This is a genomic window from Leeuwenhoekiella sp. MAR_2009_132 (genome assembly GCF_000687915.1).
GTDB lineage: Bacteria > Bacteroidota > Bacteroidia > Flavobacteriales > Flavobacteriaceae > Leeuwenhoekiella.
Genome location: NZ_JHZY01000004.1, coordinates 516,285 through 539,830, shown reverse-complemented (window position 1 = coordinate 539,830; position 23,546 = coordinate 516,285). Strand labels below are relative to the sequence as shown.

Genomic DNA, 23,546 nt, shown 5'->3' with positions numbered 1-23,546 from the left:
AATGAATAAACTTCTACCTTTTTTACTTGTTTTAGTAAGTGTTTTGCCTGCCGCAGCACAAGATGTTGAAGGTCGCCCTATTACCACGGGTGTTCCTTTTTTAGCGATTGCGGCAGATGCACGCTCTGCTGGTATGGGAGATCAAGGTGTTGCTTCAAGTCCTGATGCGTACTCACAACAATGGAATCCTGCTAAATATGCTTTTATAGAAACGCAACAGGGCGTTGGGTTTAATTATACACCCTACTTAAGTCAATTAGTGAACGACATATTTTTAGGGCAGATTACCTATTATAACCGGTTTAGCGATCGTAGCGCTTTTGCAGGGAGTCTGCGTTATTTTAGTCTTGGAGAAATAGAGGCTGTAGATAATGAGGCGCAAATAGATAATCCTTTAATTTTAAGCCCTAATGAGTTTACATTAGATATTTCTTATGCACTGCGTTTAGGAGACCGTTTTTCTATGGCGGTTGCAGGACGTTACCTAAGAAGTAATTTAAAACTGCAGGTACAGGATGAAGATGCGAGTGCTGCTGGTTCTCTAGGTGTAGATATTGCAGGATATTATCAATCTGAGCAAATCTCTTACAATGATTTTGATGGCAGATGGCGCGGTGGTTTTAATATCTCTAACATAGGTCCTAAAATCAAATATGACGATGCAGGGCAGGAAAATTTTATACCTACAAACTTAAGACTGGGAGGTGGGTTTGATTTTATATTAGATCCTTATAATACAGTTGCTGTAGGACTCGAATTTAATAAATTACTCGTTCCTTCTCCTCAGGATTTTAATGGTGATGGAGTTATAGACGGCACTGATAATTCAGAATATCAGACTATAGGCTTTTTTGAAGGTGTTTTTCAATCTTTTGGAGATGCACCTAACGGAATAAGCGAAGAGCTTAAAGAGGTTACATGGTCTTTAGGAGCAGAATATAATTATGATAATGTATTTGCTTTTAGAGCAGGTTATTTTAATGAAAGCGATTTAAAAGGAGCTCGTAAATTTGCAACCTTAGGTTTAGGCTTTAGATATACTGCAGTTGATATTGATGTTTCCTACCTCTTTTCTACAACTCAGGTGCGCAATCCTTTAGAAAATACATTACGTTTTGGAATAACCTTCAGTTTTGGAGATGAATATTCTGAGTATTAATATGTATTCTCTAATCAGCTTGCTCTAATTAATATTTGAAATCAGCAATAGTGTAGGCTACTTTAAATTTATAGATGAAAAAAATACAGATTCAATCTGAACTTGATGTTTATGATGATCTTTCAGAATTGCCGAAAGATGCACACGACTTAATGCTCGCGGCGTTTGATGCTAGAGATGCAGCATATGCACCTTACTCCCAGTTTCATGTAGGCGCAGCGATTTTGTTAGATAACGGTGAGGTTATAAAAGGCAATAATCAAGAAAATGCAGCCTATCCTTCAGGCCTTTGTGCAGAACGTACGGCGATATATTATGCGGGGGCAAATTATCCCAATGCTGTTATTAAAATGATGGCAATTTCAGCAAAAGCAAAAAATAAAGAGACATTAACACCTATTCCTCCTTGTGGTTCTTGTAGACAGGCTATTGCAGAATATGAGGTAAAGCAAAAACAGCCTATAGAGATCTTTTTTATGGGAGAACGGGGTAGTGTATTTAAAAGTGATTCGCTACAAAATCTTCTACCATTACTTTTTACACAGGAGTACCTGTAATATAGTATAAAATAGTACTTAAGCAGTCTTAATACGATCTGCTTTTCAATATTAAAAGAGTAGTGTTTTTTTTAGAGAAAGACTTTCTCTCTTCCTTTTGAATATACTATTTTTGTTATTCGTCAAATTAAGACGAGCTGGTGTATAGATAAACCCATATTTAATGAAAGAAATCACAAAAGAAGTATACCTGAACTGGTATGAAGAGATGTCCTTCTGGCGCAAGTTTGAAGATAAATTAGCTCAAGTCTATATTCAACAAAAGGTAAGAGGGTTCTTGCACTTATATAATGGTCAGGAAGCTATTCTTGCAGGTGCATTGCATGCAATGGACCTTACAAAAGATAAAATGATCACTGCATATCGTAATCACGTGCAGCCTATAGGTATGGGAGAAGATCCTAAACGTGTAATGGCAGAACTGTATGGTAAAAAAACCGGTACCTCTATGGGGTTAGGTGGTTCTATGCATATATTTTCTAAAGAATTTCGTTTTTACGGAGGTCACGGTATCGTAGGAGGGCAAATTCCATTAGGAGCGGGTCTTGCTTTTGGAGATAAATACTTTAAGCGTGATGCGGTAACCTTAACGTTCTTCGGAGATGGTGCGGCGCGTCAGGGTTCTTTACATGAGACGTTTAATATGGCGATGAACTGGAAACTTCCGGTTGTATTTTGTGTAGAGAATAACGGGTATGCAATGGGAACTTCAGTAAAGCGTACTGCAAATCACGAAGATATCTGGAAATTGGGATTGGGTTACGAGATGCCTTGTGGTCCTGTTGATGCGATGAATCCTGTTGCTGTGGCTGAAGCTTTTGATGAGGCGATAGCAAGAGCAAGACGTGGAGATGGTCCTACATTTTTGGAACTTAAGACATATCGTTACAGAGGTCACTCTATGAGTGATGCTCAAAAATATAGAACTAAAGATGAGGTTGCAGAATATCAAAAAATTGACCCGATTACTCAGGTTAAGGATATTTTGTTAGAGAAAAAATATGCAACCGAAGAAGAATTAAAAGAGATAGATAAGCGCGTAAAGAAACGAGTTGCAGAGTGTGAGAAATTTGCTGAAGAAAGTGAATTTCCAGATAAATCAATTATGTACGATGTTGTTTACGAGCAGGAAGATTATCCATTTTTAGCACATAAACCAGTATAATAGTATGGCAGAAGTAATAAAAATGCCTCGCCTTAGTGATACAATGGAAGAAGGAACCGTTGCATCTTGGCTTAAGAAAGTAGGTGATAAAGTAGAAGAAGGCGATATACTTGCAGAAATTGAGACCGATAAAGCTACTATGGAGTTTGAGTCTTTTTACGAAGGCACGCTACTTCATATAGGTATTCAAGAGGGAGAGACTGCTAACGTAGATGCTCTTTTAGCCATTATAGGTGAAGAAGGAGAAGATATCTCAGGATTGATTGACGGAAGCTCTGATTCTGAATCAGCGTCTAAATCTGATTCTAAAGAACAAAATGCCGACGACTCTAAAGAGGAAGAAGAAGAAACTCAGGAGGATTCTAGCGATGATGCAGAAGAACAATCATCTGATAATGCTGAAAGTTCTGATATTCCAGAAGGCGTTGAGGTAATTTCTATGCCTCGATTGAGTGATACAATGGAGGAAGGTACTGTTGCTTCCTGGTTGAAAAAAGTAGGTGATAAAGTAGAGGAAGGCGACATACTTGCAGAAATCGAAACTGATAAAGCAACGATGGAGTTTGAGTCCTTTTACAAAGGTACTTTGCTACATATAGGTATACAAGAAGGGGAAACTGCAAAGGTTGATGCCTTACTTGCTATTATAGGTGAAGAGGGTACAGATGTTTCTGGTATTATAAACGGTAATAAAAGCGGATCAGCTAAAAAAGAAACTTCTAAAAAAGAGGCGCCTAAGAAGGAAGAATCTAAGAAAGAGGCTCCTAAACAAGAAGAATCTAAAAAAGAAGCTCCAAAGAAAGAAGAAACTAAAAAAGAAGCTTCAAAACCTCAAAATTCATCATCTGCAGATGGTCGTGTTTTTGCATCTCCTTTAGCAAAAAAATTAGCAGAAGAAAAAGGTGTAGATATTTCTAAAGTATCAGGTAGTGGAGAAAACGGAAGAGTAGTGCGTAAGGATGTGGAGAATTATTCTCCTGCAGCCACAAGAGCTAGCGTTCAGCAGTTTGTTGCAACCGGTGAAGAAAGCTATGAAGACGTTAGTAATTCTCAAATGCGTAAAGCGATTGCAAAATCTCTTGGTAAATCTAAATTTACAGCACCGCATTATTACTTAAATGTAGAGTTTAATATGGAGAATATGATTGCTTTTCGCAGTCAGTTCAATCAATTGCCAGACACTAAGGTTTCTTATAATGATATGATTATTAAGGCGGTTTCTATCGCTTTAAAGCAGCATCCTCAAGTAAACTCACAGTGGTTTGATGATAAGATGCGTTTAAATAAACATGTACATATAGGTGTTGCAGTTGCAGTACCAGACGGTCTTGTGGTTCCTGTAGTGGAATTTGCTAATGAAAAATCATTACAGCAAATAAATGCAGAGGTAAAAGAGCTTGCGGGTAAAGCACGCAACAAAAAACTGAAGCCCGAAGAAATGCAGGGTAGTACATTTACGATCTCTAACCTGGGTATGTTTGGCATTACAAACTTCACTTCAATAATAAATCAACCCAATTCAGCAATACTTTCTGTGGGTGCAATTATTGAAAAGCCAGTGGTTAAAGAGGGTAAAATTGTAGTGGGCAACACAATGACCTTATCTATGGCTTGTGATCACCGTACTGTAGATGGTGCTACTGGTGCTCAATTTTTACAGACTTTAAAAATGTATATAGAAAATCCTATTTTAATGTTGACCTAATACGTTGACAGTTTACAAATAGATTATAATTTAAAATCCCGTCAAAACCTGATGGGATTTTTTTATCTTGAACCTATGAGAAAAATTTTAGTTACACTAAGTGCATTTACTTTTATGGCTTGTGGAAGTCATTCTGATGTACGCGAAGTTGACGCAACGGCGGCCGCAGAGGCATCTAAAGGATACACCATTCAAACGGATGTTAAGACCGCATTAACCGAAGCAAAAAAGCCAGAAAATTTTAAGGCTTACGTTAGCGCTGAATCTATAAAAAAACACATCGAATTTTTAGCCTCAGATGATTTGCAGGGTAGAAAAACCGGAAGTGAAGGTATTGATGAGGCAGCGACCTATATCATCAAACAATTCCAAGATGCAGGTGTTAAATCGTATTTCAGTTCGTACAGAGATAAATTTGATGCAAAAGGGGTATCTGGTTATAATGTAGTAGGTATGCTAGAAGGTACAGATCCTAAATTAAAAAATGAATATGTAGTAATAGGAGCGCACTATGATCATATAGGAACTGCAAAAGCTGTTAATGGAGATATAATTGCAAACGGGGCAAATGATAATGCTTCCGGAACTTCTGCAGTAATTGAGTTAGCTAAGTATTTTGCAAAATCAAAATCAAATAAGCGCAGTATTATATTTGCACTATTTTCTGCTGAAGAATTAGGGCTTTTAGGTTCTGCTCATTTGGCAGCGCGTTTAAAAACTACAGAGATTAAGCCGTATGTAATGTTTAATATAGAGATGATAGGTGTGCCAATGACCGGTAAGGATTACAGCGTATATCTAACAGGGTATGAAAACAGTAATATGGCTGAGAAGTTTAATAGTTATTCTGGGATAAAGGTTATGGGCTTCTTGCCTCAAGCTAAAGAATATAACCTGTTTAAGCGTAGTGATAACTTTGCGTTTTATGAAGTTTTTAAAATACCAGCGCAAACTGTTTCAACATTTGATTTTACAAATTTTGATTATTATCATCAGGTAGATGATGAGGCTGCAATTATGAATTTTGATCATATAGCATCTGTTGTAAATCAATTAATCCCGGGAGTTGAGGGGATGACTAATAGTGAATCTCACGAAATTATCTGGAATGAGTAACGTAAAAAATATAGTTCTTACAGGAACAAGTAGAGGAATAGGCTTTGAAATGGCACAACTTTTAGCTGCTCAAGGTCATAATGTACTGGCATTATCCCGCAATGTGAAGCCTCTGGAGCAATTAAATTTAGAAGGAATACATACTTTTTCTTTTGATATTACAAATGTATCAGACCTGAAGAAAGTTTCTGATTTTGTTAGTGAGCAATGGGGTTCTGTAGATGTTTTGATTCATAATGCAGGAGCTTTAGTGAATAAGCCTTTTGAAGAAATTTCTGCAGCATCATTCCGCAGTGTTTACGAGGTTAATGTGTTCGGAGTTGCTGCTTTAACTCAGACAATTCTTCCATTTATGGCTAAAGGAGCACATGTGGTTACCGTAAGCAGTATGGGTGGTATTCAGGGCAGTTCAAAATTTCCTGGTCTTGCTGCATACAGTTCAAGTAAAGGTGCGGTTATTACACTAAGTGAATTGCTGGCGGAAGAATATAAGGAACAAGGTATTGCTTTTAATGTTTTAGCCTTAGGAGCCGTGCAAACTGAAATGCTTGAAGAAGCATTTCCGGGTTATTTAGCACCGCTTTCAGCACAGGAAATGGCTTCTTATATCGCTAACTTTTCACTTACAGCTCAAAAATTTTATAACGGCAAAGTACTACAGGTATCGGCAACTACGCCCTAGTTTATGAAAGAGATTTTAGGTAAATACATACCTGAGCAGGCTGTTGTGCCAGTTTTTGAATTAATTAAAAACTTTGGTGTACACCTTAAAATTGTAGATGAGCGTGTCACAAGGCATGGAGATTATAGAAGATTAGCAGATGGTGGACATCAAATCACTGTAAATACAAATCTGAATACCTATCGTTTTTTAATAACCTTGATTCACGAAATTGCACATTTAGTTGCATTTCAGAAATATGGAGCGCGTATAAAACCTCACGGTAGGGAATGGAAATATACCTTTCAAAACCTTATGCTTCCTTTTATACGTCCCGAAATTTTTCCAAAACAAATTTTACCGGTTCTAGCACATCATTTTAAAAATCCTAAAGCCAGTAGTGATACTGATGCTAAGTTGTCGCTTGCTCTTAAGGAATTTGACCCTCCCAATGATAAAAACTATATATTTGAAATTCCGGAGGGTAGTCTTTTTAGAATTTACAACGGTAAAATTTTTAAGAAAGGTGTAAGGCGTATTAAGCGCTATGAATGCTTAGAGACCGCAACTGGACGAATTTATTTATTTCAGCCTAACGCAGAAATAGAGCTTTTAAAATAATCACTTATGAATAAAAATTATTATGCAATTATAATGGCTGGTGGAGTAGGATCTCGTTTTTGGCCACTTAGTAAGGCAAGTTATCCTAAGCAATTTCATGACATTCTTGGTGCGGGAGAAACCTTGATAGAACGCACCTTTGGTCGTTTGTCTCAGACCGTACCCGCAGATAATGTGCTGGTTTTAACAAATGAACGGTATAAAGCACTTGTAAATGAACAATTGCCTAAAGTTAAGGATGAGAATATAGTGCTTGAGCCTGCAATGCGTAATACGGCACCGTGTATTTTATTAGCTGCTTTAAAAATCTACAAGTCAAATCCTGATGCAGTTATGATCGTTGCACCTAGTGATCACTGGATAGAGGATGAAGCTTCATTTCTACGAGATTTAGAGACCGCGTTTCAGGCTTGCGCAACAGATAGTTCTGAAGAAAAACTATTAGTAACACTGGGGATTGAACCTACTTTCCCACATACAGGTTATGGCTATATTCAATATGCCGCAGCAGATTCTGATGTTAAAACCGTAAAAGCATTTAAGGAAAAACCTGATTATAATACAGCTAAATCATTCCTGGCTGAAGGTAATTACTCTTGGAATGCAGGGATTTTTATATGGAGTGCCAAAGCAATTATAGAAGCATTTGAGAAATATTTACCTGAAATGTTTTCCCTATTTAATAGCGGATATGACGCTTTAAATACTCAAAGCGAAGCTCAGTTTATATTAGAGAATTATGCTAAAGCAGAAGATATAAGTATTGATTACGGAATACTTGAAAAAAGTAAACACGTAGGGGTTATTCCGGCAACATTTGACTGGAGTGATTTAGGTGCTTGGGGATCTTTATACGATAAGCTTGATAAGGATAAAGATGACAATGTAATTGTAAATGCTAAAGTAGTTTCTAAGGAGTCTACAGGTAATTTAATACGTACACAGCCAGGTAAAGTAGTTGTAGTAGATGGTTTAAAAGATTTTATTGTTGTTGATAGTCAGGATGTGCTTGTAATTATGCCAAAGGCAAAAGAACAGGATGTCAAGATTATGAGAAATGAAGTTAAAGAAAAGTTTGGGAGTGATCTCGTGTAAGAATTTATGGTAGAAGAAAGTAAACAGACAGGAGAAGAGAAAATTGTTTCCAACGAGGCAGTAAAAAAAGATGCTAAAAGCCTCTTAAAAAATATTCGTCAATTTATGTCTGAATTATTAGATATACGTGACGATACAGATAGAGATTCAACTATTGAAGCTGTAAAGAAAGATATTTCCTTTAAAGGGCATAACGCGTGGATTCTTATATTTTCAATATTTGTTGCCTCTATAGGTTTAAATGTTAGTAGTACTGCTGTAGTAATAGGAGCGATGTTAATATCTCCTTTAATGGGACCTATCGTAGGTATAGGTCTTTCATTAGCAATTAATGATATTGAGACACTACGAAGATCATTGATCAACTTAGCGGTTATGATAGTTCTTAGTGTACTTACCGCAACTATTTACTTTTTGATTTCTCCTATTACCGAATTAACTCCAGAACTTGAAGCACGTACCTATCCTACCATATTAGATGTTCTGGTAGCTATATTTGGTGGTCTTGCGCTTATTGTAGGTAAAACTAAAAAGGGCACAATGGCAAGCGTAATCTTTGGTGTTGCAATTGCCACTGCTTTAATGCCTCCGTTGTGTACTGTGGGTTATGGTATTGCAATGGGTGAACCCTCCTACTATACAGGTGCCTTTTACTTATTTTCTATCAATGCCGTGTTTATTGCTCTTTCTACCTTTTTAGTATCTAAGCTATTAGGGTTTCCCATGGTTAAATATGCAAACAGTAAGCGCCGTAGATTTGTTGCTCAAATGGCGTCGTTAGTGGCTTTAATTGTGATGATTCCTAGTATGTTCTTGTTTTATAATCTGTATAAAACACAGGTTTTTAATAGTGCTACAGATGAGTATGTAAAAACAGTAATTAAATATGAAGGGGCAGAAGTTGTAAAATTATCTCAGGATTATAAAAGTAAGCGTATAGATGTTTATTTAATAGGTGCTCTAGTTCCTAAGCAGAAAATTGCAGAATGGTATGACGGCCTTCGTGAAAATGAAAATTTGAAAGAGGTAGATTTAAAAATTCACCAGGGTTCTGATCAATCTTCAGAAATGGCAGAACAGCTTTCGAGTGCTGTAAAGTCTGGGATTCTTGAAGATCTTTACGTGAATAATCAACAAGCTTTGTCTGATAAAAATAGTCAGATTGAATTATTAGAGAATGAAGTTGCACGTTTGCGATCTTCAGGTATACCATTTCAAGGATTGAGTGAAGAAGTTCATGTAAACTATGAAAATATCGAACGCTTTGGATTCTCTAACACCATAAATACCGACTTTAAAAAAGCAGATACAATACCTGTATTCTTTGTACAATGGAATTCTAAATTGAATGAAGTAACTAAGAAAAAGGAGGAACTAAAATTAAGAAACTGGATTAAAATTAAGTATAATCTAGATACTTTAAATATTGCTCGCTATTAATTGAATGATCTTATGATAGAGATATTTAATAAGATGATTATTATTTGTTTACTTGGTCTTTTAAAACGGCTTCACGTACCTTTTTAAAGAGATCTGAAGAGTAAACAAAGTCAGTCACATCTTTGTTGTCTGTTTTAAATATAGTGTCTTTAGAACCTTCCCAGGCTAAATGCCCTTTTTGCAGAAAAACGATTTTTTCACCTATTTCCATTACAGAGTTCATATCGTGGGTATTTATGATCGTAGTAATGTCGTATTCGTGAGTTATTTCCTGTATTAGATTGTCAATAAGTGTGGCTGTACGAGGGTCTAAGCCTGAGTTAGGCTCATCGCAAAACAAATATTTTGGGTTGTTTACTATAGCTCGAGCAATAGCCACCCTTTTTTGCATTCCTCCAGAAATTTCTGAAGGTAGCTTTTTATTGGCATCAATAAGATTTACGCGTTTTATTACAGCATTAGCGCGCTCTAATCGTTCTGCTTTACGCTGTTTAGTAAACATTCTTAACGGAAACATTATATTTTCTTCTACCGTCATAGAATCAAACAACGCACTCCCTTGAAAAACCATTCCCATTTGCTCGCGCAATGTACGTTGATTCTCTGAAGAGAGTTCTGAGTAGGCTTCACCATCATAAAGTATGCGACCTTCAGTAGGTCTAAAAAGGCCTAATAAACATTTCAAAAAAACGGTTTTACCAGATCCACTTTGTCCTATAATCAGATTGGTTTTTCCTTTTTCAAAAGTCGTGGAAATTCCTTTCAAGACTAATTCATCTCCACCAAATCCTTTCTTTAAATCTTTAACTTCAATCATTAGCTTAAAAGTAATTGAGTGATAACGTAATTAGATAAAATAATAAATACACTGGTCCAAACAAATGAGGTTGTACTGGCTTTACCTACTTCAAGCGCGCCACCTTTCATGTAATACCCAAAAAAGGAAGGAATGGTTGCAAGCAATAAAGCAAAAACAAAAGTTTTTAAGAAAGCATAGACTAATTGAAATGGTATGAAATCTTCCTGAAGCCCTTGTATAAATTGATCACCGGTAGAAAAACCACCTAATACGGCTGCAGTGTACCCTCCTAAAATACCCAGAAACATTGCGATAGCAATAACAAAAGGATAAAATAACATTGCAATGATTTTAGGAAAAACCAAATAATTTAATGAGTTAATTCCCATTACCTCGAGTGCATCTATTTGTTCGGTTACACGCATCGTGCCTATGCTCGACGTAATAAATGACCCTACTTTACCAGCCATTATTATAGAAATAAATGTAGGGGCAAATTCTAAAATGATAGATTGTCTTGAGGCAAAGCCTATCAATGACTTTGGTAGTATAGGGTTATCCATATTTAATGCGGTTTGTATAGCAACAACACCGCCTACAAAAAAAGAGATAAAACATACGATACCAAGTGATCCTATGATTAAATCATCTATTTCTTTTAAAACAAGATTGCGTAGTACAGAGGTCTTTGTGGGTTTAATAAATACACCCTTAATCATCATAAAATAAAGACCAATCTCTTTTAGGTATCCCATATTCATTTATTCAGGCTTAAAAATAGCAAAAATAGGTGTGACGGCTATTTAAGATTAACTTAATCTTATTAATAAAACAAAGCCTTAGCTTTGTGTAACAAATTAATAAAACAATGAATTTTTCTTTTTTTAAGTCATTCTCAATAGGACTTTTTCTTTTATTGAGTGTGCACAGTTTTAGTCAGGCAGAACCAGAAAAACCCAGGCTGGTAGTTGGTATTGTTGTAGATCAAATGCGTTACGATTACTTAACCCGATTTGATAAGCACTATGGCAATGAGGGGTTTAAACGTTTAGAAAATGAAGGCTTTGACTGCCAGAACAACCACTATAATTATGTGCCTACCTATACCGGTCCTGGTCACGCATCTGTTTACACAGCTACTACTCCGCAAAATCACGGTATAATATCGAACAACTGGTATAATAAATTTGAGAAAAAAGATGTGTATTGTGCCGAAGATACTACGGTAGCGTCTGTAGGTACTGCAAATATCCCGGTAGGGCAAATGTCTCCACGACGTATGAAGACTACAACAGTAACAGATCAAAACAGGCTGCATACGCAAATGCGTGGAAAAACGATAGGTGTAGCAATAAAGGACCGAGGTTCAATTTTACCCGCAGGTCATACCGCAAACGGGGCATACTGGTTTTATGGTGCAGATGAGGGCCGATTTGTTACGAGTACTTATTATATGGAAAATCTCCCAAAGTGGGTAAACGATTTTAATGATAAAAAGAAGCCCGAATCGTACATGAAAGTTTGGGATACTTATAAGCCTATAAAAGAATATATAGAGAGTGGTAGTGATCTTAATGACTTTGAAGGAGGATTTCGTGGAAAAGAAACTGCTACTTTTCCTTATGATTTAAAAGATTTAGGAGCTACAAACGGTGGGTATGATATTTTAAAAACAACACCTTACGGAAATTCTCTAACCACAGATTTTGCCATTGCTGCACTTGACGGGGAAGATTTAGGTAAAGATTTAGATACAGATTTTCTTGCGGTGAGTTACAGTTGTACAGATTATGTAGGTCATAATTTTGGAGTGAATTCTAAAGAAATTCAAGATACTTATGTACGATTAGATTTAGAATTGGCACGTCTCTTTAAAGCTTTAGATAAGCAAGTAGGAAAGGGTAATTACACCGTTTTTCTTACTGCAGATCACGCCGCAGTGAATGTACCTGCGTATTTAACTAGTGTAAAAATTCCTTCAGGATACTTTAAAGGTTCAGAGTTTAATAAAGAACTTAGGGCTTTTGTAGCTCAAAAATATGGGAGAGATGATTTGATAGAAAATATATCGAACTATCAGGTATTTTTTAGCTACGAAGTGTTGAAAAATGAAAAAATTAATGCTGAAGAATTACAAAAAGATATTAAGCATTTTGCATTGCAATATGAGGCCGTGGCTATGGTGTATACACGTGCTCAAATGGAACAGGGAGCTTATGAAAGTGGTGTAGCTTCTTTAGTTCAGAAAGGATTTAATCAAAAGCGTAGTGGAGATGTGTTTATAGTTTTAGATCCAGGATATTTAAGCGGTGGCGGTACAGGGTCTTCTCATGGTTCTGCATTTAGTTACGATACACATGTACCTTTGCTTTTCTACGGAAATGGAATAAATAAGGGTAAAACCACACAAAAAACAGTGATACCAGATATCGCAGCTACAATTTCTGCCTTGTTAGGAATAGAGTTTCCTAACGGAACCACCGGTGAAGTGATTTCTGAAGTTTTAAAATAATTTTTGTTTAATCTTCTTCCATCGAAGATTTCTTATAAAAGCACCTTCCTCTTGAGTAACTAAGTAGGGAAGGTGTTTTTTTTGTGCTTTATAAAAGCCCATTACATAATCGCCGAACAGTTGAAAGCTCTTTTTACGCAGGGCCAGCTTAGCGGAAGCTACCAGAGTTAGTAACAAGCCATAACGCATCCCATAGAACGCCTCACCTTGCTTATACTTTGCTTTGGCAGAATACGTGTGCCCGGTTGGCTTAAGGTGTCTAACCTGCAAATGTTCATTAGTAGCTACTTCCCAGCCGTGATATTGGGCAAGCAATTCATCAAGTGTGTCCCAGCCCATCGCAGTTTTTAAACCATTTATAGCTTCAAAACATGCTTTACGGTAGCACTTTAAAGCGCCACGTATATGATCTTTATTGGTAAGATTTTCAAGCTCCCAAACCCCATTTTTATCTACATAACAAAAGCCGCCGTACATCCCAAGTTTAGGGTTACTCCTAAAATGCTTCACTAATGTTTCTAAATAATTTTCCGGAAAAATTAAATCTGCATCAAACTTGCACAGCAAATCATAATTGGTTGTTAGGCGTTCTAAGCCATAATTAAAGGCCTGTACCACTTTACTTCCTGGTAAGTGTGTGGCTTCAGAGTCTTTTTGAATAAGTTCTATAGTAGGATGCAAGGCTGCATATTTAGAAACTACAGCAGACGTATGATCTGTACTGCCATCATCTACCACGATTATTTTTTCAGCAGAAAAACGCTGATTTAGTAAAGAGTCTAAAGTTAAATTAATGAGATTTGCCTCGTTATATGCAGGTATGATGATTACAATTTTCATTTTCGCTCTGCGTAAATCAAATAATATCTGGGTGTAAAAAGACGCAATAATGGTCTAAAACCTATTTTTTTTACGGGATGTGTAAACTTTTCGCGCCTTTTAATAACCCACCCTGATTTTTCTAAAAGCCAGTCAAACTGCCAGTCTTCAAACTCGTGATAATGCCGGTCCCACTTGTCAGTTTTACTTTGGTAGGCAGGAGAAAACCATAGTTTTAAGGGTATGCTGGCGACTAACTTAGTTGCTTTTATCTCGCTTAAAACATTAAAAGGGGCTAGTAAATGTTCAAAAATCTCAAAAGCGGTTACGGCATCAACATCTGTATTTATTACCGCCTCTGTATTTATATCTAGGTCTTCGCCGCTTGTATTTTGAACCTGAAACCCCAGAGTTTTCATTATTTCTGAAAACGGATTTTCGACTCCTAAATCAAGTATAGAGCTTTTGATCGGAAGCACTTCCTCTAAAAATTTTGCAGTTTTTGCATACCGCTTATTCGGAAAAGTTTTTTCGTACACAGATTATAGTATTTTCCACCGCTGTGGGTTAAATTTTGATGTTTTAAAAAATTTTAAAATCAAAGGCAAAAGTAGTTGTTTGAGAGCATTTAGATAAAAAGGTTTTAAATTGAAATTAAAAAGCCAGGTGGAAACTAAAATTCTCACAGGCTCACAACCTATAATTGTTTAGATTTGCAACGTGTTGATACGACAGATTTAACAATTATGGCAGACCACCAACTCAATCCCCAAAAATGGGTGGATAAATACTCTGATTATCTCTACAATTACACAATTGTAAAGGTTAATGATAAAGAGATTGCTGAAGATATTATTTCAGAAACTTTTTTAGCCGGGTTAAAATCTATGAAAAATTTTAAAGGGGAAGCCAGTGAACGTACCTGGCTTATCTCTATTCTTAAGCGTAAAATTATAGATCATTACCGCAAAATAAACTCTAACAAGGGGAAGGCTGAGGTGCGTATGAATTACGCAAATGATGATGAGGCTGGTGATTGGTTAGAGGAGCGTGTTGCAGACCCTTTTGATAAAACAGCAGAAGATGACTTGGAGAATACAGAATTAGGTGTTGCAATTTATGCCTGTATTGATAAATTACCTGAAAAGCAAGCCGCTATATTTCGTAAAAAAACAATTGAAGGACAGGATACAGAAACTATTTGTAAAGAATTTGATATTACACCGTCTAATTTATGGGTAATCATTCACAGGGCTCGTACAGCGCTTGCGAGTTGCTTAGAAGAAAATTGGTTATAAGAGATGAAACTATTTGTAGATTGTAAAAAAGCAGGTCACCTTTGTGATAAAGAGCAATATAAGGATGCTTCCTTATTTGAAAAGATGAGTGTGATTTTTCATAACATGATTTGTAAGCACTGTGCAGATTATTCTGAACGGAATATAAAACTAACCAAGCTCATTAATGACCCCAAATGCCATAAGATGCCAGAGGAATGCAAAAAGCGCATAAAAGAGCAATTAGAACTAGAATTAGCTAAAAAGCAACAGGAGTAAATACCAGAGAATAGGAATTCCTTCTACAAAAAAGGATGAATAATATTCATTTTGATTTTTTAAAGCTCTTAAAATCGCCATAGCCGTTATCCCTATTATTAGATAGTGAATTATACTACTTGTAGGATTTATAGAATCTTTAAAAAATTCGAGAATAACACTAATTGTAATCATAATCAAACCAAAAAGTTTGGTTTTTTTTATGCCTACTAATTGCGGGAGTGTCCCCAAATTAGGTGAATCATATTTAGCATCACGTATTTCAAAAGGCACAATCAGTGCTAAGACTAGTAGAAAGCGCTGTATCGAAATGATACTCGCATCCCATGTCCAGAAAGTAGAATTATATATTACCGGAAGATAAGCTGTAACACCTGCCCATACAGCAGCAATTATAAAAATTTTTAATGTAGGCACCATCCTCAAATTTCTTTTGTGAGGTAAAAACGGTAGCGCATAGAGTAAAGTTAAAAGCGCTAATGGAATACAGGAAATCCAGAACTGCGGTTCAAAACGATAGGCTATTACAAGAAGCGCCACAAAGCAGAAAAATGAAAATAGCTGAATGATTTTTAACTTGTCTGTAAGGTTGCGATGGTGCAGTCCTGCGAGGCTTGCATATTTAACAAAATTGTATCCAGTAATTGTTCCAAAAAAAATAAAATAATTAAAAGCTATTTCGTTTTCGAGATGTAATTCATATTGTGTAATTAAAGCCATGCAAAGCACCGCTAAAGCCACATGAATACTGCTGTTTATGTAAAAATCAAAAATGCCTTTTAGCGACTTCATTTCGCAAATATAGTATAACTGTTAACAAGTGCTTTAGGTCGTTGAAAAAGTCGCCATTTGATAGACTTTTATTCATAACTGAAATCGTAATTTTGCGGCATTCTAAACACACATAAATTGCATATGAGAACAGATGTTTTTGCTTTAAGGCATATAGGATCAAGACCGGAAGAGAAAGAGGAGATGTTAAAGGCGATAGGGGTTGATTCTATAGATCAACTTATTTATGAGACTTTGCCTGATGGTATTAAATTAAAGAAGCCATTAGACTTAGAACCTGCTTTGAGTGAATATGAGTACGCAACTCATATAAATACGCTTGCAAGCAAAAATAAATTGTTTAAAACCTATATAGGCTTAGGGTATCACGAAGCTAAAATACCTGCGGTAATTCAGCGAAATATTTTAGAAAATCCGGGTTGGTATACAGCTTATACTCCCTATCAGGCAGAAATTGCTCAGGGACGTTTAGAAGCATTGCTAAACTTTCAAACGATGATTGCAGATCTTACCGGTATGGAGCTGGCAAATGCATCCTTACTTGATGAGTCTACAGCAGCAGCAGAAGCGATGACTTTATTAGCTGCGGTGCGTACCCGTGATCAGAAGAAAAATGATGTAGTTAAATTTTTTGTAGATAAAGAGGTTTTACCACAAACACTTTCAGTACTTCAAACACGGGCTATTCCTGTAGGAGTAGAATTAGTAGTAGGAAACCCTCAGGAATTTGAGTTTGGCACAGACTTTTTCGGGGCTTTATTACAATATCCTTCTGCTAGTGGTGAGGTTCACGATTATGCCGGGTTTATAGCCAAAGCAAAAGATGCAGATATTAAAATTGCAGTTGCTGCAGACATTATGAGTCTGGTGTTATTAGAATCACCGGGTCATTTAGGAGCAGATGTAGTTGTAGGTACAACGCAACGTTTTGGTATTCCGTTAGGTTACGGTGGTCCACACGCAGCGTATTTTGCTACACGTGAAGAATATAAGAGAAATATTCCCGGGCGTATTATAGGGGTTACTAAAGACCGTAATGGTAACCGTGCATTACGTATGGCCTTACAAACTCGTGAACAACATATTAAACGAGATAAGGCAACTTCAAATATATGTACAGCTCAGGTTTTACTTGCTGTAATGGCGGGTATGTACACTGTATATCACGGTCCAAAAGGATTAAAATATATAGCTACAAAAATTCATCGTACGACAGCTACCTTAGCTGATGCCTTAGAAAATTTAGGTTTGTATCAACTAAATTCAGCTTACTTTGATACCATCCGTGTTAAAACAGATGCTAAAGCGGTGCGAAGTTTTGCAGAAGCTAGTGAAATTAATTTTTACTATCCAGATGCTGATACGGTTTCAGTATCTATTAATGAAACAACAAGCCTCGCAGATTTAAATAAAATCATAGCTGTTTTTGCGGAAGCTTTAGGTAAAGAATTCACGCATTTAGATCAACTCATAGATGCAGAGGAATTCCCGGAAACTTTACGTCGTAAAACAGAATTTATGACCAATCCTGTTTTTAACAGCTACCATTCAGAAACTGAATTGATGCGTTATATTAAAAAACTGGAGCGTAAAGATTTATCCTTGAATCACAGTATGATTTCTTTAGGATCCTGTACGATGAAGCTTAATGCAGCATCAGAAATGTTACCCTTAAGTGACCCTCGTTGGGGAGGAATACACCCATTTGTACCTATAGAACAGGCACAGGGATACCAAGAAGTTCTTACTAAATTAGAAAGTCAGTTAAACGAAATAACCGGTTTTGCAGGTACTTCATTACAGCCTAACTCTGGTGCGCAGGGTGAGTATGCAGGTCTAATGGTTATTAGAGCGTATCACGAGAGTAGAGGAGATAGCCATCGTAATATATGTTTAATACCATCATCTGCCCATGGTACAAATCCTGCAAGTGCTGTAATGGCAGGGATGCAGGTTGTAGTAACTAAGGCAAATGAATCTGGTAATATTGACGTAGATGATTTACGTGAAAAAGCAGAAAAATATAAAGACAATCTGGCTGCAATAATGGTTACCTACCCGTCTACACACGGTGTATACGAGAGCGCTATTCAGGAAATTACCGGTATTATTCATGAAAATGGAGGTCAGGTTTATATGGATGGTGCAAATATGAATGCTCAGGTAGGATTGACAAATCCCGGAGCCATTGGTGCAGATGTTTGTCACCTTAACTTACATAAAACCTTCGCTATACCTCACGGTGGTGGTGGTCCTGGTGTAGGTCCTATTTGTGTTGCAAAACAGCTGGTTCCTTTTTTACCTACTAACCCCGTTATTAAAACTGGAGGTGAGCAGGCAATAACAGCTATTTCAGCAGCTCCCTGGGGTTCTTCTTTAGTGTGTCTGATTAGTTATGCATATATAAAAATGCTGGGAGCAGACGGTCTAAGAGAATCTACAGAAGCAGCTATTCTAAATGCAAACTATATAAAAGAGCGTTTAAAAGGTTCTTTCGAAGTCTTGTATTCTGGAGAAATGGGGCGAGCAGCACACGAGATGATTATAGATTGTCGCCCGTTTAAAGATAATGGTATAGAAGTAGTAGATATTGCAAAACGTCTTATTGATTACGGATTTCATGCACCTACAGTATCATTCCCGGTTGCAGGAACAATGATGATTGAGCCTACTGAAAGTGAAAGTAAATCTGAACTAGATCGTTTTTGCGATGCAATGAATAGTATTAGAAAAGAGATTGACGCAGCAACTGCAGAAAACGAAAACAATGTACTTAAGAACGCACCACACACGCTAATGATGCTTACAGCAGATTCCTGGGATTTACCATATACAAGAGAGCAGGCCGCTTACCCGCTTGAATATGTGGCAGACAATAAATTCTGGCCTACTGTACGTCGTGTTGATGATGCTTATGGTGATCGTAATTTAATTTGTACATGTGCTCCTATAGAAGAATATATGGAAGAAGCATAAGTTAATTGAGATTAATAAAACTTAAACCCATCTGTATACTACAGATGGGTTTTTTTATTGAAAATAAATAATTAGAAACACCGTGCTGAGGTAAATCCACAATAGAGTAAATACAATATGAACATTTGTTTCAAACCTCTTGCCTTTCCAAAGTTTTGGAGAATAAACAAAGAATTGAAAAAATAACCGTACAGACCAAAATATTCCCAAGCCAAAACAAATTGTCTTACCCAAAGATGTAGTCATTAATTGCTCTGCAGACGTTATGCAGAGTAGTCCCATTAAAAACACGGTAAATGCAATAAAGAATGTATGTACTTGAAAGATTTGCTTATTAATAAGCGAAAGTGATTTTAAGCCATTATGCCAATCAAAATATTTCGGGAATGCAATATGTACTAATGCTAATACAATTAAAATAAAACCTATAATTTGTAGTTGAGTTTGCATATAAATCATCATATGTTGCTTACAAAAATTGACATAAATGGTGTGAATTTAAATTCTCTTGTTTCAACAAAACGAGCTTTTTTTAAAACATCTAGCCAGGTTTTTTTAGAAAAGAAATGTGTAAAACCGAATGAGAAGGCTAGCAAATTAGGCAGATCTCTTAAGTGTTCTACGATAATTAAATGTCCTTCTGGTTTCAGAACCCTTCTACACTCTTTTAAAAAATCTATTTTTTCTGAGTTTGATCTTATTTCATGCAAGGCAGAAAGTAAAAATATTATATCTGCAGATTTATTACTCATAGGGATTTGTCGTGAATTTATTTGTTGTGTATTAGGAAATACCGAGCTCACCTTACGAGCCCTCACGATTGCCGGTTCTGTATGTCTTTTACTATCATAAAAGTCAAAAACACGTATTTGAGCTGTCTCAAATTTTTTGTTCATAATAAAGCTAGTTTCATCAAAGCCAGCGTTAATATTAACGACCTGCTTAATTTTTGATGAGTTCAGTTTTAATTTATTTAACCATAGCATCTTGTAATATCCCGAGAAGTCATATACATAAGCTGAAACAATTAGTGGGGCTATTAAACCATATATAAATGCAATTAGTACAATCAAAAATAGGCTGGTGTTCGAATTAATGAAATAATGACTTAGGCCGAATACCAGAAGTGTAGATAAACCAATGATATAAAAATGCCTGTTGAAACTTAGTATATTGAGTACTCCCTGAAATTTGCCGCGTCTTAACTCCATAATTCAATTTTTCCTTTTTTCCAGTAATAAGGAACATTAGTGATAGAAAAAGCATTTGCAAGATGTATTTCTTTAAACTTTAAAGAGTCTATAAATGAAAACTTATAATCTAAAACTTCAACAGCTTTGGGTTTCCAGTTTTGCCGTACCCCTTCAATTATTAAAACCTCTTTCTTTTCTGTATTGTAAGTAAATGTATATGGCAAGGGACCTGCAAATCGTCGTGCTTTTTTCCAATTAGTAAATGGAGAGCTATTAGGAAGCGTAATTTCGGTATTCTTAGTTGTGACAATTTTAAGTTTAAAATCAGATTTTACAGATTTTATCTCGATGCCTTTGTCAGTTTTGCGATGTTTGATATCTGTTGAGGAATAGTTATAATGGGTAAATAAGTTACCCATTAATTGCATAAGCTTTTTATTAGTTTCAGATTTTATAATATACAAACCTCGAAGCCTTTTGTCTCTTTGATCTATATAACGCACAAATATGCGGTAGCCAATTAAAAAAAAATCATTCCCCATAAATTTTGGAAAACCTTTAGGACGTAAGTCTTTAGTATCAACCATTGCCACAGCTATAAACCCCCACTTGTCATCTAAGGTGTCTAATTCTAAACAAGAAGGTATTAGTGGTGTTAACTCCTCTTTAGCTACAGCAAAAGTTAAAACAGTTGAATTTTGAAAAAATGCTTCAACTGCAAAAGGATGATTTTTTAGAGTGATAGCCATAGCCTCTTATTGTTTTGTTAGGATAAAGTTTGTGTAGTATATAAACCCACAGAATAATACAGCAAATACAAGATTAAATTTTCCCCACATTAATAAATTAGGAACACAGATAAACTCAAGGCAATTCATTAATAAAATTATTCCTATTTGTAACCACGCATTTAATTGCTGTTTGTAACGAGATAAAATCCAAATAGACATTATAATTTCAGAAAAACCTATTAAAATAGTCAATTGAGGAGCATATTTGTTTCCCAGAATTTCACCTACTATTTCTTGATGTCTGGGAACTAAGTTTAGCATTTTACAGACTAAACCATTTATTAGCCAAACACTAACAATGAAATAATTGAAAACAAGATATTGTAATTTATTTATCACCATCAATTCAAATTTATTTTTTAAACTTTCAGAAAATATTGAAAACTAAATATAAATAAAAAAGCTTAGGTCATAAGCTTCATTATCGTTTTTGTAATCCAATTTTCTTTTTGGTTAATTATCTTTTCAAGCATGGTATCAGCCTTTTCAACAAAGTCGTGTAATTCTTGCGTTTTCATCTTAAATTTTAGTGCTTCATTGCTATTGTCATCATCAAAATTTTTAACACCTGCAAGTACTCGTAGTGCTGGTTTTACTTCACGTTTACTTCTTTCAATTGCAATCTTGCGGGCTAAAGAATCAACATCTTGATCAGCAACAAAATATTCACGACGTTCACCGGGCTTATATTCTTTATATACAATCCCCCAATCTATAAGGCCACGTAAATTCATACTGGCATTTCCGCGGGAAATCTGTAATTCTTCCATTATATCCTCCATTGATAGTGAATCTGGCGATATCATTAAAAGAGCATGTATTTGCGCCATTGTTTTATTAATACCCCATTGAGAGCCCAATGCTCCCCAGGTTTGTAAAAATTGATCTTTTGCTTCTTTAAATTCCATAATCAAATATAATTAAATATTTTAAAGTTTCAATAATAAATGAAACTTATTTATTTCCTAGCTAAAAGTATATTTGCAGGATGAAAGCATTAATAATTGGTAACGTTTGGCCAGAACCAGTTTCTTCTGCTGCAGGGGCGCGCATTCTTCAATTACTCGAAGCGTTGAAAAAGCAGAATTTTGAAATACATTTTGCTTGTGCCGCAGGCAAAACGGCGTATGCAGAAAATCTTAATGAACAGCAGGTGTTTACTCAAGAGATACAATTAAATAATTCGTCTTTTGATACTTATATAAAAGAACTTGATCCAGCTCTTGTTCTTTTTGACAAGTTTGTAGTAGAGGAGCAATTTGGTTGGCGTGTAAAAGAACAGTGTCCCCATGCGATTCGAGTTTTAGAAACCATAGACCTTCACGGATTACGTAAGGGTAGGGAAGCGGCGCTAAAGGCAGGGGAAATTTTTTCTGAGCAATTTTTAGATAACGATTTTGCTAAACGCGAAGTTGCAAGTATTTACCGCTGTGATTTGTCTTTAGTTATTTCTGAGATAGAAATGCAGCTTTTACAATCTTATTTTAAGGTTCCAGGTCAGCAAATTTTCTATCTACCATTTATGGTTGATCAAGTAAGCGATGCTACTATTAATAGTTGGAAAACGTATGAAAATCGTGCTCATTTTGTTACAATAGGTAATTTTCGACACGAGCCTAATTGGCTTTCGGTACGCCAATTAAAAACAGAAATCTGGCCGCTAATCAAAAAACAACTTCCCGACGCTCAAATGCGTGTTTATGGTTCGTATCCTGCCGAAAAGCATACGCAATTGCATAATCCTAAAGAGAACTTTTATGTTTTAGGCAGAGCCGAAAGTGCCTTTGAAGTTATTGAAAATGCGCGCGTATTAGTGGCGCCATTATTGACCGGAGCAGGTTTAAAAGGAAAATTACTAGAAGCTATGCAATGTGGTACTCCTGCCGTAACCAGCACGGTGGGTGCTGAAGGAATGCACGGAGATTTACCCTTTAATGGAAGCATAACTGACGATTCTAATCTTTTTGCGCAAGCCGCCATAGAATTATATGTAAATAAAGATAAATGGCAACAAGCTCAATCTAATGGAATTGAAATAATAAATACGCGTTTTTTAGCGAGTAGCTGGCAACCACAATTCGCAGAACGACTAAATGAATTAAAGCTGAATTTAGAACATCACCGTCAGGCAAATTTTACAGGGTCTATGCTTTGGCATCAGTCGTTACAGGCTTCTAAATTTATGAGTAAATGGATCGAGGAGAAGAATAGGTAGGTAGGCCTAAACTGAAAAAAAAGCTTATTGATCTATTTTTTTAAACCAATAAGCTTTCTCATTTTAATCAGTGTTTTTCAATTTTAAAGAACTGCACTGCTACAACAGATAGTAATAATGCTATACAAAGCATGAGTAGAATTGTAACAAATGTTTTATTAATAGCAAAATCACGATTACTTGTGTAAGTCATTGAGAGGAATATTGCAATCCCAACTACTAGACCTCCTGACATACGGTTAGAAGTAGTGTGATTTAGTTCTGTTTCGCAGGTTGAGCAACTAAATGGTGGATATCTTTTTAAACTCCAAAAGCTTTTTAAAACTTTCAAAGTTGATAATTTAGACTTGCAGTTTGGGCAATTTGCCATTTGT

At 36.0% G+C, this 23,546-nt stretch carries 24 protein-coding genes; 14 read left to right on the top strand and 10 right to left on the bottom strand.

The window, feature by feature from the left end:
* The first annotated feature begins 1 nt into the window (after position 1).
* The 9 genes from porV (at position 2) to P164_RS10755 (ending at position 9,519) form a co-directional block, all read left to right on the top strand.
* Positions 2–1,159 carry a type IX secretion system outer membrane channel protein PorV gene (gene porV, locus P164_RS10795; protein WP_028376401.1) on the top strand — a complete coding sequence of 386 codons (1,158 nt, stop codon included), beginning with the start codon at positions 2–4 and terminating at the stop codon, positions 1,157–1,159.
* A 74-nt stretch (positions 1,160–1,233) separates the two neighbouring features.
* Positions 1,234–1,716 carry a cytidine deaminase gene (locus P164_RS10790; protein ID WP_028376400.1) on the top strand — a complete coding sequence of 161 codons (483 nt, stop codon included), beginning with the start codon at positions 1,234–1,236 and terminating at the stop codon, positions 1,714–1,716.
* A gap of 163 nt (positions 1,717–1,879) precedes the next feature.
* Positions 1,880–2,881 carry a pyruvate dehydrogenase (acetyl-transferring) E1 component subunit alpha gene (gene pdhA, locus P164_RS10785; RefSeq protein WP_028376399.1) on the top strand — a complete coding sequence of 334 codons (1,002 nt, stop codon included), beginning with the start codon at positions 1,880–1,882 and terminating at the stop codon, positions 2,879–2,881.
* Between the two features lie 4 nt (positions 2,882–2,885).
* A complete protein-coding gene (locus tag P164_RS10780) occupies positions 2,886–4,586 on the top strand; it encodes a pyruvate dehydrogenase complex dihydrolipoamide acetyltransferase (protein ID WP_028376398.1) in 1,701 nt (566 codons plus the stop codon).
* Positions 4,587–4,661: 75 nt separating this feature from the next.
* Positions 4,662–5,702, top strand: a complete 1,041-nt coding sequence (locus tag P164_RS10775; protein ID WP_028376397.1) for a M28 family metallopeptidase — start codon at positions 4,662–4,664, stop codon at positions 5,700–5,702.
* Complete coding sequence (locus P164_RS10770) at positions 5,695–6,384, top strand: SDR family NAD(P)-dependent oxidoreductase (protein ID WP_028376396.1); 690 nt, start codon at positions 5,695–5,697, stop codon at positions 6,382–6,384. Before P164_RS10775 ends, P164_RS10770 begins: the two co-directional genes overlap by 8 nt.
* A gap of 3 nt (positions 6,385–6,387) precedes the next feature.
* Positions 6,388–6,984: a SprT-like domain-containing protein gene (locus P164_RS10765; protein ID WP_028376395.1), complete on the top strand. Its 597-nt coding sequence runs from the start codon at positions 6,388–6,390 to the stop codon at positions 6,982–6,984.
* 6 nt (positions 6,985–6,990) lie between these two features.
* Positions 6,991–8,079 carry a mannose-1-phosphate guanylyltransferase gene (locus P164_RS10760; protein WP_035899767.1) on the top strand — a complete coding sequence of 363 codons (1,089 nt, stop codon included), beginning with the start codon at positions 6,991–6,993 and terminating at the stop codon, positions 8,077–8,079.
* A gap of 6 nt (positions 8,080–8,085) precedes the next feature.
* Positions 8,086–9,519 (top strand): DUF389 domain-containing protein, encoded by a 1,434-nt coding sequence (locus P164_RS10755; protein WP_028376393.1) that lies wholly within the window; start codon positions 8,086–8,088, stop codon positions 9,517–9,519.
* 40 nt (positions 9,520–9,559) lie between these two features.
* Here P164_RS10755 and P164_RS10750 read toward each other — a convergent pair whose 3' ends face one another.
* Together P164_RS10750 and P164_RS10745 are read right to left on the bottom strand one after the other, a co-directional pair.
* Positions 9,560–10,336, bottom strand: coding sequence for an ABC transporter ATP-binding protein (locus P164_RS10750; protein WP_028376392.1), 777 nt, complete (start codon positions 10,334–10,336; stop codon positions 9,560–9,562).
* Entirely contained in the window at positions 10,336–11,073 is a 738-nt protein-coding gene (locus P164_RS10745) for an MlaE family ABC transporter permease (RefSeq protein ID WP_028376391.1), read from the bottom strand. The genes P164_RS10750 and P164_RS10745 overlap by 1 nt, the downstream gene beginning before the upstream one ends.
* 113 nt (positions 11,074–11,186) lie before the next feature.
* Here P164_RS10745 and pafA point away from each other — a divergent pair, with 113 nt between their 5' ends.
* Positions 11,187–12,830, top strand: coding sequence for an alkaline phosphatase PafA (pafA, locus tag P164_RS10740; protein WP_028376390.1), 1,644 nt, complete (start codon positions 11,187–11,189; stop codon positions 12,828–12,830).
* On the opposite strand, the gene P164_RS10735 is transcribed toward pafA, so the two are convergent.
* Both P164_RS10735 and P164_RS10730 read right to left on the bottom strand, forming a co-directional pair.
* The gene (locus tag P164_RS10735) at positions 12,822–13,670 is read right to left on the bottom strand and encodes a glycosyltransferase (RefSeq protein WP_028376389.1); all 849 of its coding nucleotides are present in this window, start codon (positions 13,668–13,670) and stop codon (positions 12,822–12,824) included. The genes pafA and P164_RS10735 overlap by 9 nt on opposite strands.
* Positions 13,667–14,188 (bottom strand): methyltransferase, encoded by a 522-nt coding sequence (locus P164_RS10730; protein ID WP_028376388.1) that lies wholly within the window; start codon positions 14,186–14,188, stop codon positions 13,667–13,669. The genes P164_RS10735 and P164_RS10730 overlap by 4 nt, the downstream gene beginning before the upstream one ends.
* Positions 14,189–14,395: 207 nt before the next feature.
* Between P164_RS10730 and P164_RS10725 the strand changes: the two genes are divergently transcribed.
* Together P164_RS10725 and P164_RS10720 are read left to right on the top strand one after the other, a co-directional pair.
* A complete protein-coding gene (locus P164_RS10725) occupies positions 14,396–14,947 on the top strand; it encodes a sigma-70 family RNA polymerase sigma factor (RefSeq protein ID WP_028376387.1) in 552 nt (183 codons plus the stop codon).
* 3 nt (positions 14,948–14,950) lie between these two features.
* Positions 14,951–15,205, top strand: a complete 255-nt coding sequence (locus P164_RS10720) for a hypothetical protein (protein ID WP_028376386.1) — start codon at positions 14,951–14,953, stop codon at positions 15,203–15,205.
* Here P164_RS10720 and P164_RS10715 read toward each other — a convergent pair.
* Positions 15,182–15,997 carry a hypothetical protein gene (locus P164_RS10715; RefSeq protein WP_028376385.1) on the bottom strand — a complete coding sequence of 272 codons (816 nt, stop codon included), beginning with the start codon at positions 15,995–15,997 and terminating at the stop codon, positions 15,182–15,184. The two genes, P164_RS10720 and P164_RS10715, sit on opposite strands and share 24 nt — an antisense overlap.
* Before the next feature lie 123 nt (positions 15,998–16,120).
* Here P164_RS10715 and gcvP point away from each other — a divergent pair, with 123 nt between their 5' ends.
* Positions 16,121–18,973 carry an aminomethyl-transferring glycine dehydrogenase gene (gene gcvP, locus P164_RS10710; protein ID WP_028376384.1) on the top strand — a complete coding sequence of 951 codons (2,853 nt, stop codon included), beginning with the start codon at positions 16,121–16,123 and terminating at the stop codon, positions 18,971–18,973.
* Positions 18,974–19,431: 458 nt separating this feature from the next.
* Here the strand turns inward: gcvP and P164_RS10700 are convergent, their stop codons facing one another.
* From P164_RS10700 to P164_RS10685, 4 genes are all read right to left on the bottom strand, one after another.
* Positions 19,432–19,959, bottom strand: a complete 528-nt coding sequence (locus P164_RS10700) for a class I SAM-dependent methyltransferase (protein ID WP_234405850.1) — start codon at positions 19,957–19,959, stop codon at positions 19,432–19,434.
* A 215-nt stretch (positions 19,960–20,174) separates the two neighbouring features.
* On the bottom strand, positions 20,175–20,915 hold the full coding sequence (locus P164_RS10695) for a DUF2071 domain-containing protein (protein WP_028376381.1): 741 nt from the start codon (positions 20,913–20,915) through the stop codon (positions 20,175–20,177).
* A 6-nt stretch (positions 20,916–20,921) separates the two neighbouring features.
* On the bottom strand, positions 20,922–21,299 hold the full coding sequence (locus P164_RS10690; RefSeq protein WP_028376380.1) for a DoxX-like family protein: 378 nt from the start codon (positions 21,297–21,299) through the stop codon (positions 20,922–20,924).
* Positions 21,300–21,361: 62 nt separating this feature from the next.
* Entirely contained in the window at positions 21,362–21,865 is a 504-nt protein-coding gene (locus tag P164_RS10685; protein ID WP_028376379.1) for a GbsR/MarR family transcriptional regulator, read from the bottom strand.
* 80 nt (positions 21,866–21,945) lie between these two features.
* On the opposite strand from P164_RS10685, the gene P164_RS10680 reads away from it, so the two are divergent.
* Positions 21,946–23,172: a glycosyltransferase family 4 protein gene (locus P164_RS10680; protein ID WP_028376378.1), complete on the top strand. Its 1,227-nt coding sequence runs from the start codon at positions 21,946–21,948 to the stop codon at positions 23,170–23,172.
* Between the two features lie 67 nt (positions 23,173–23,239).
* Here P164_RS10680 and P164_RS19180 read toward each other — a convergent pair whose 3' ends face one another.
* A complete protein-coding gene (locus P164_RS19180) occupies positions 23,240–23,542 on the bottom strand; it encodes a TIGR04104 family putative zinc finger protein (protein WP_081817365.1) in 303 nt (100 codons plus the stop codon).
* Between the last annotated feature and the right edge of the window lie 4 nt (positions 23,543–23,546).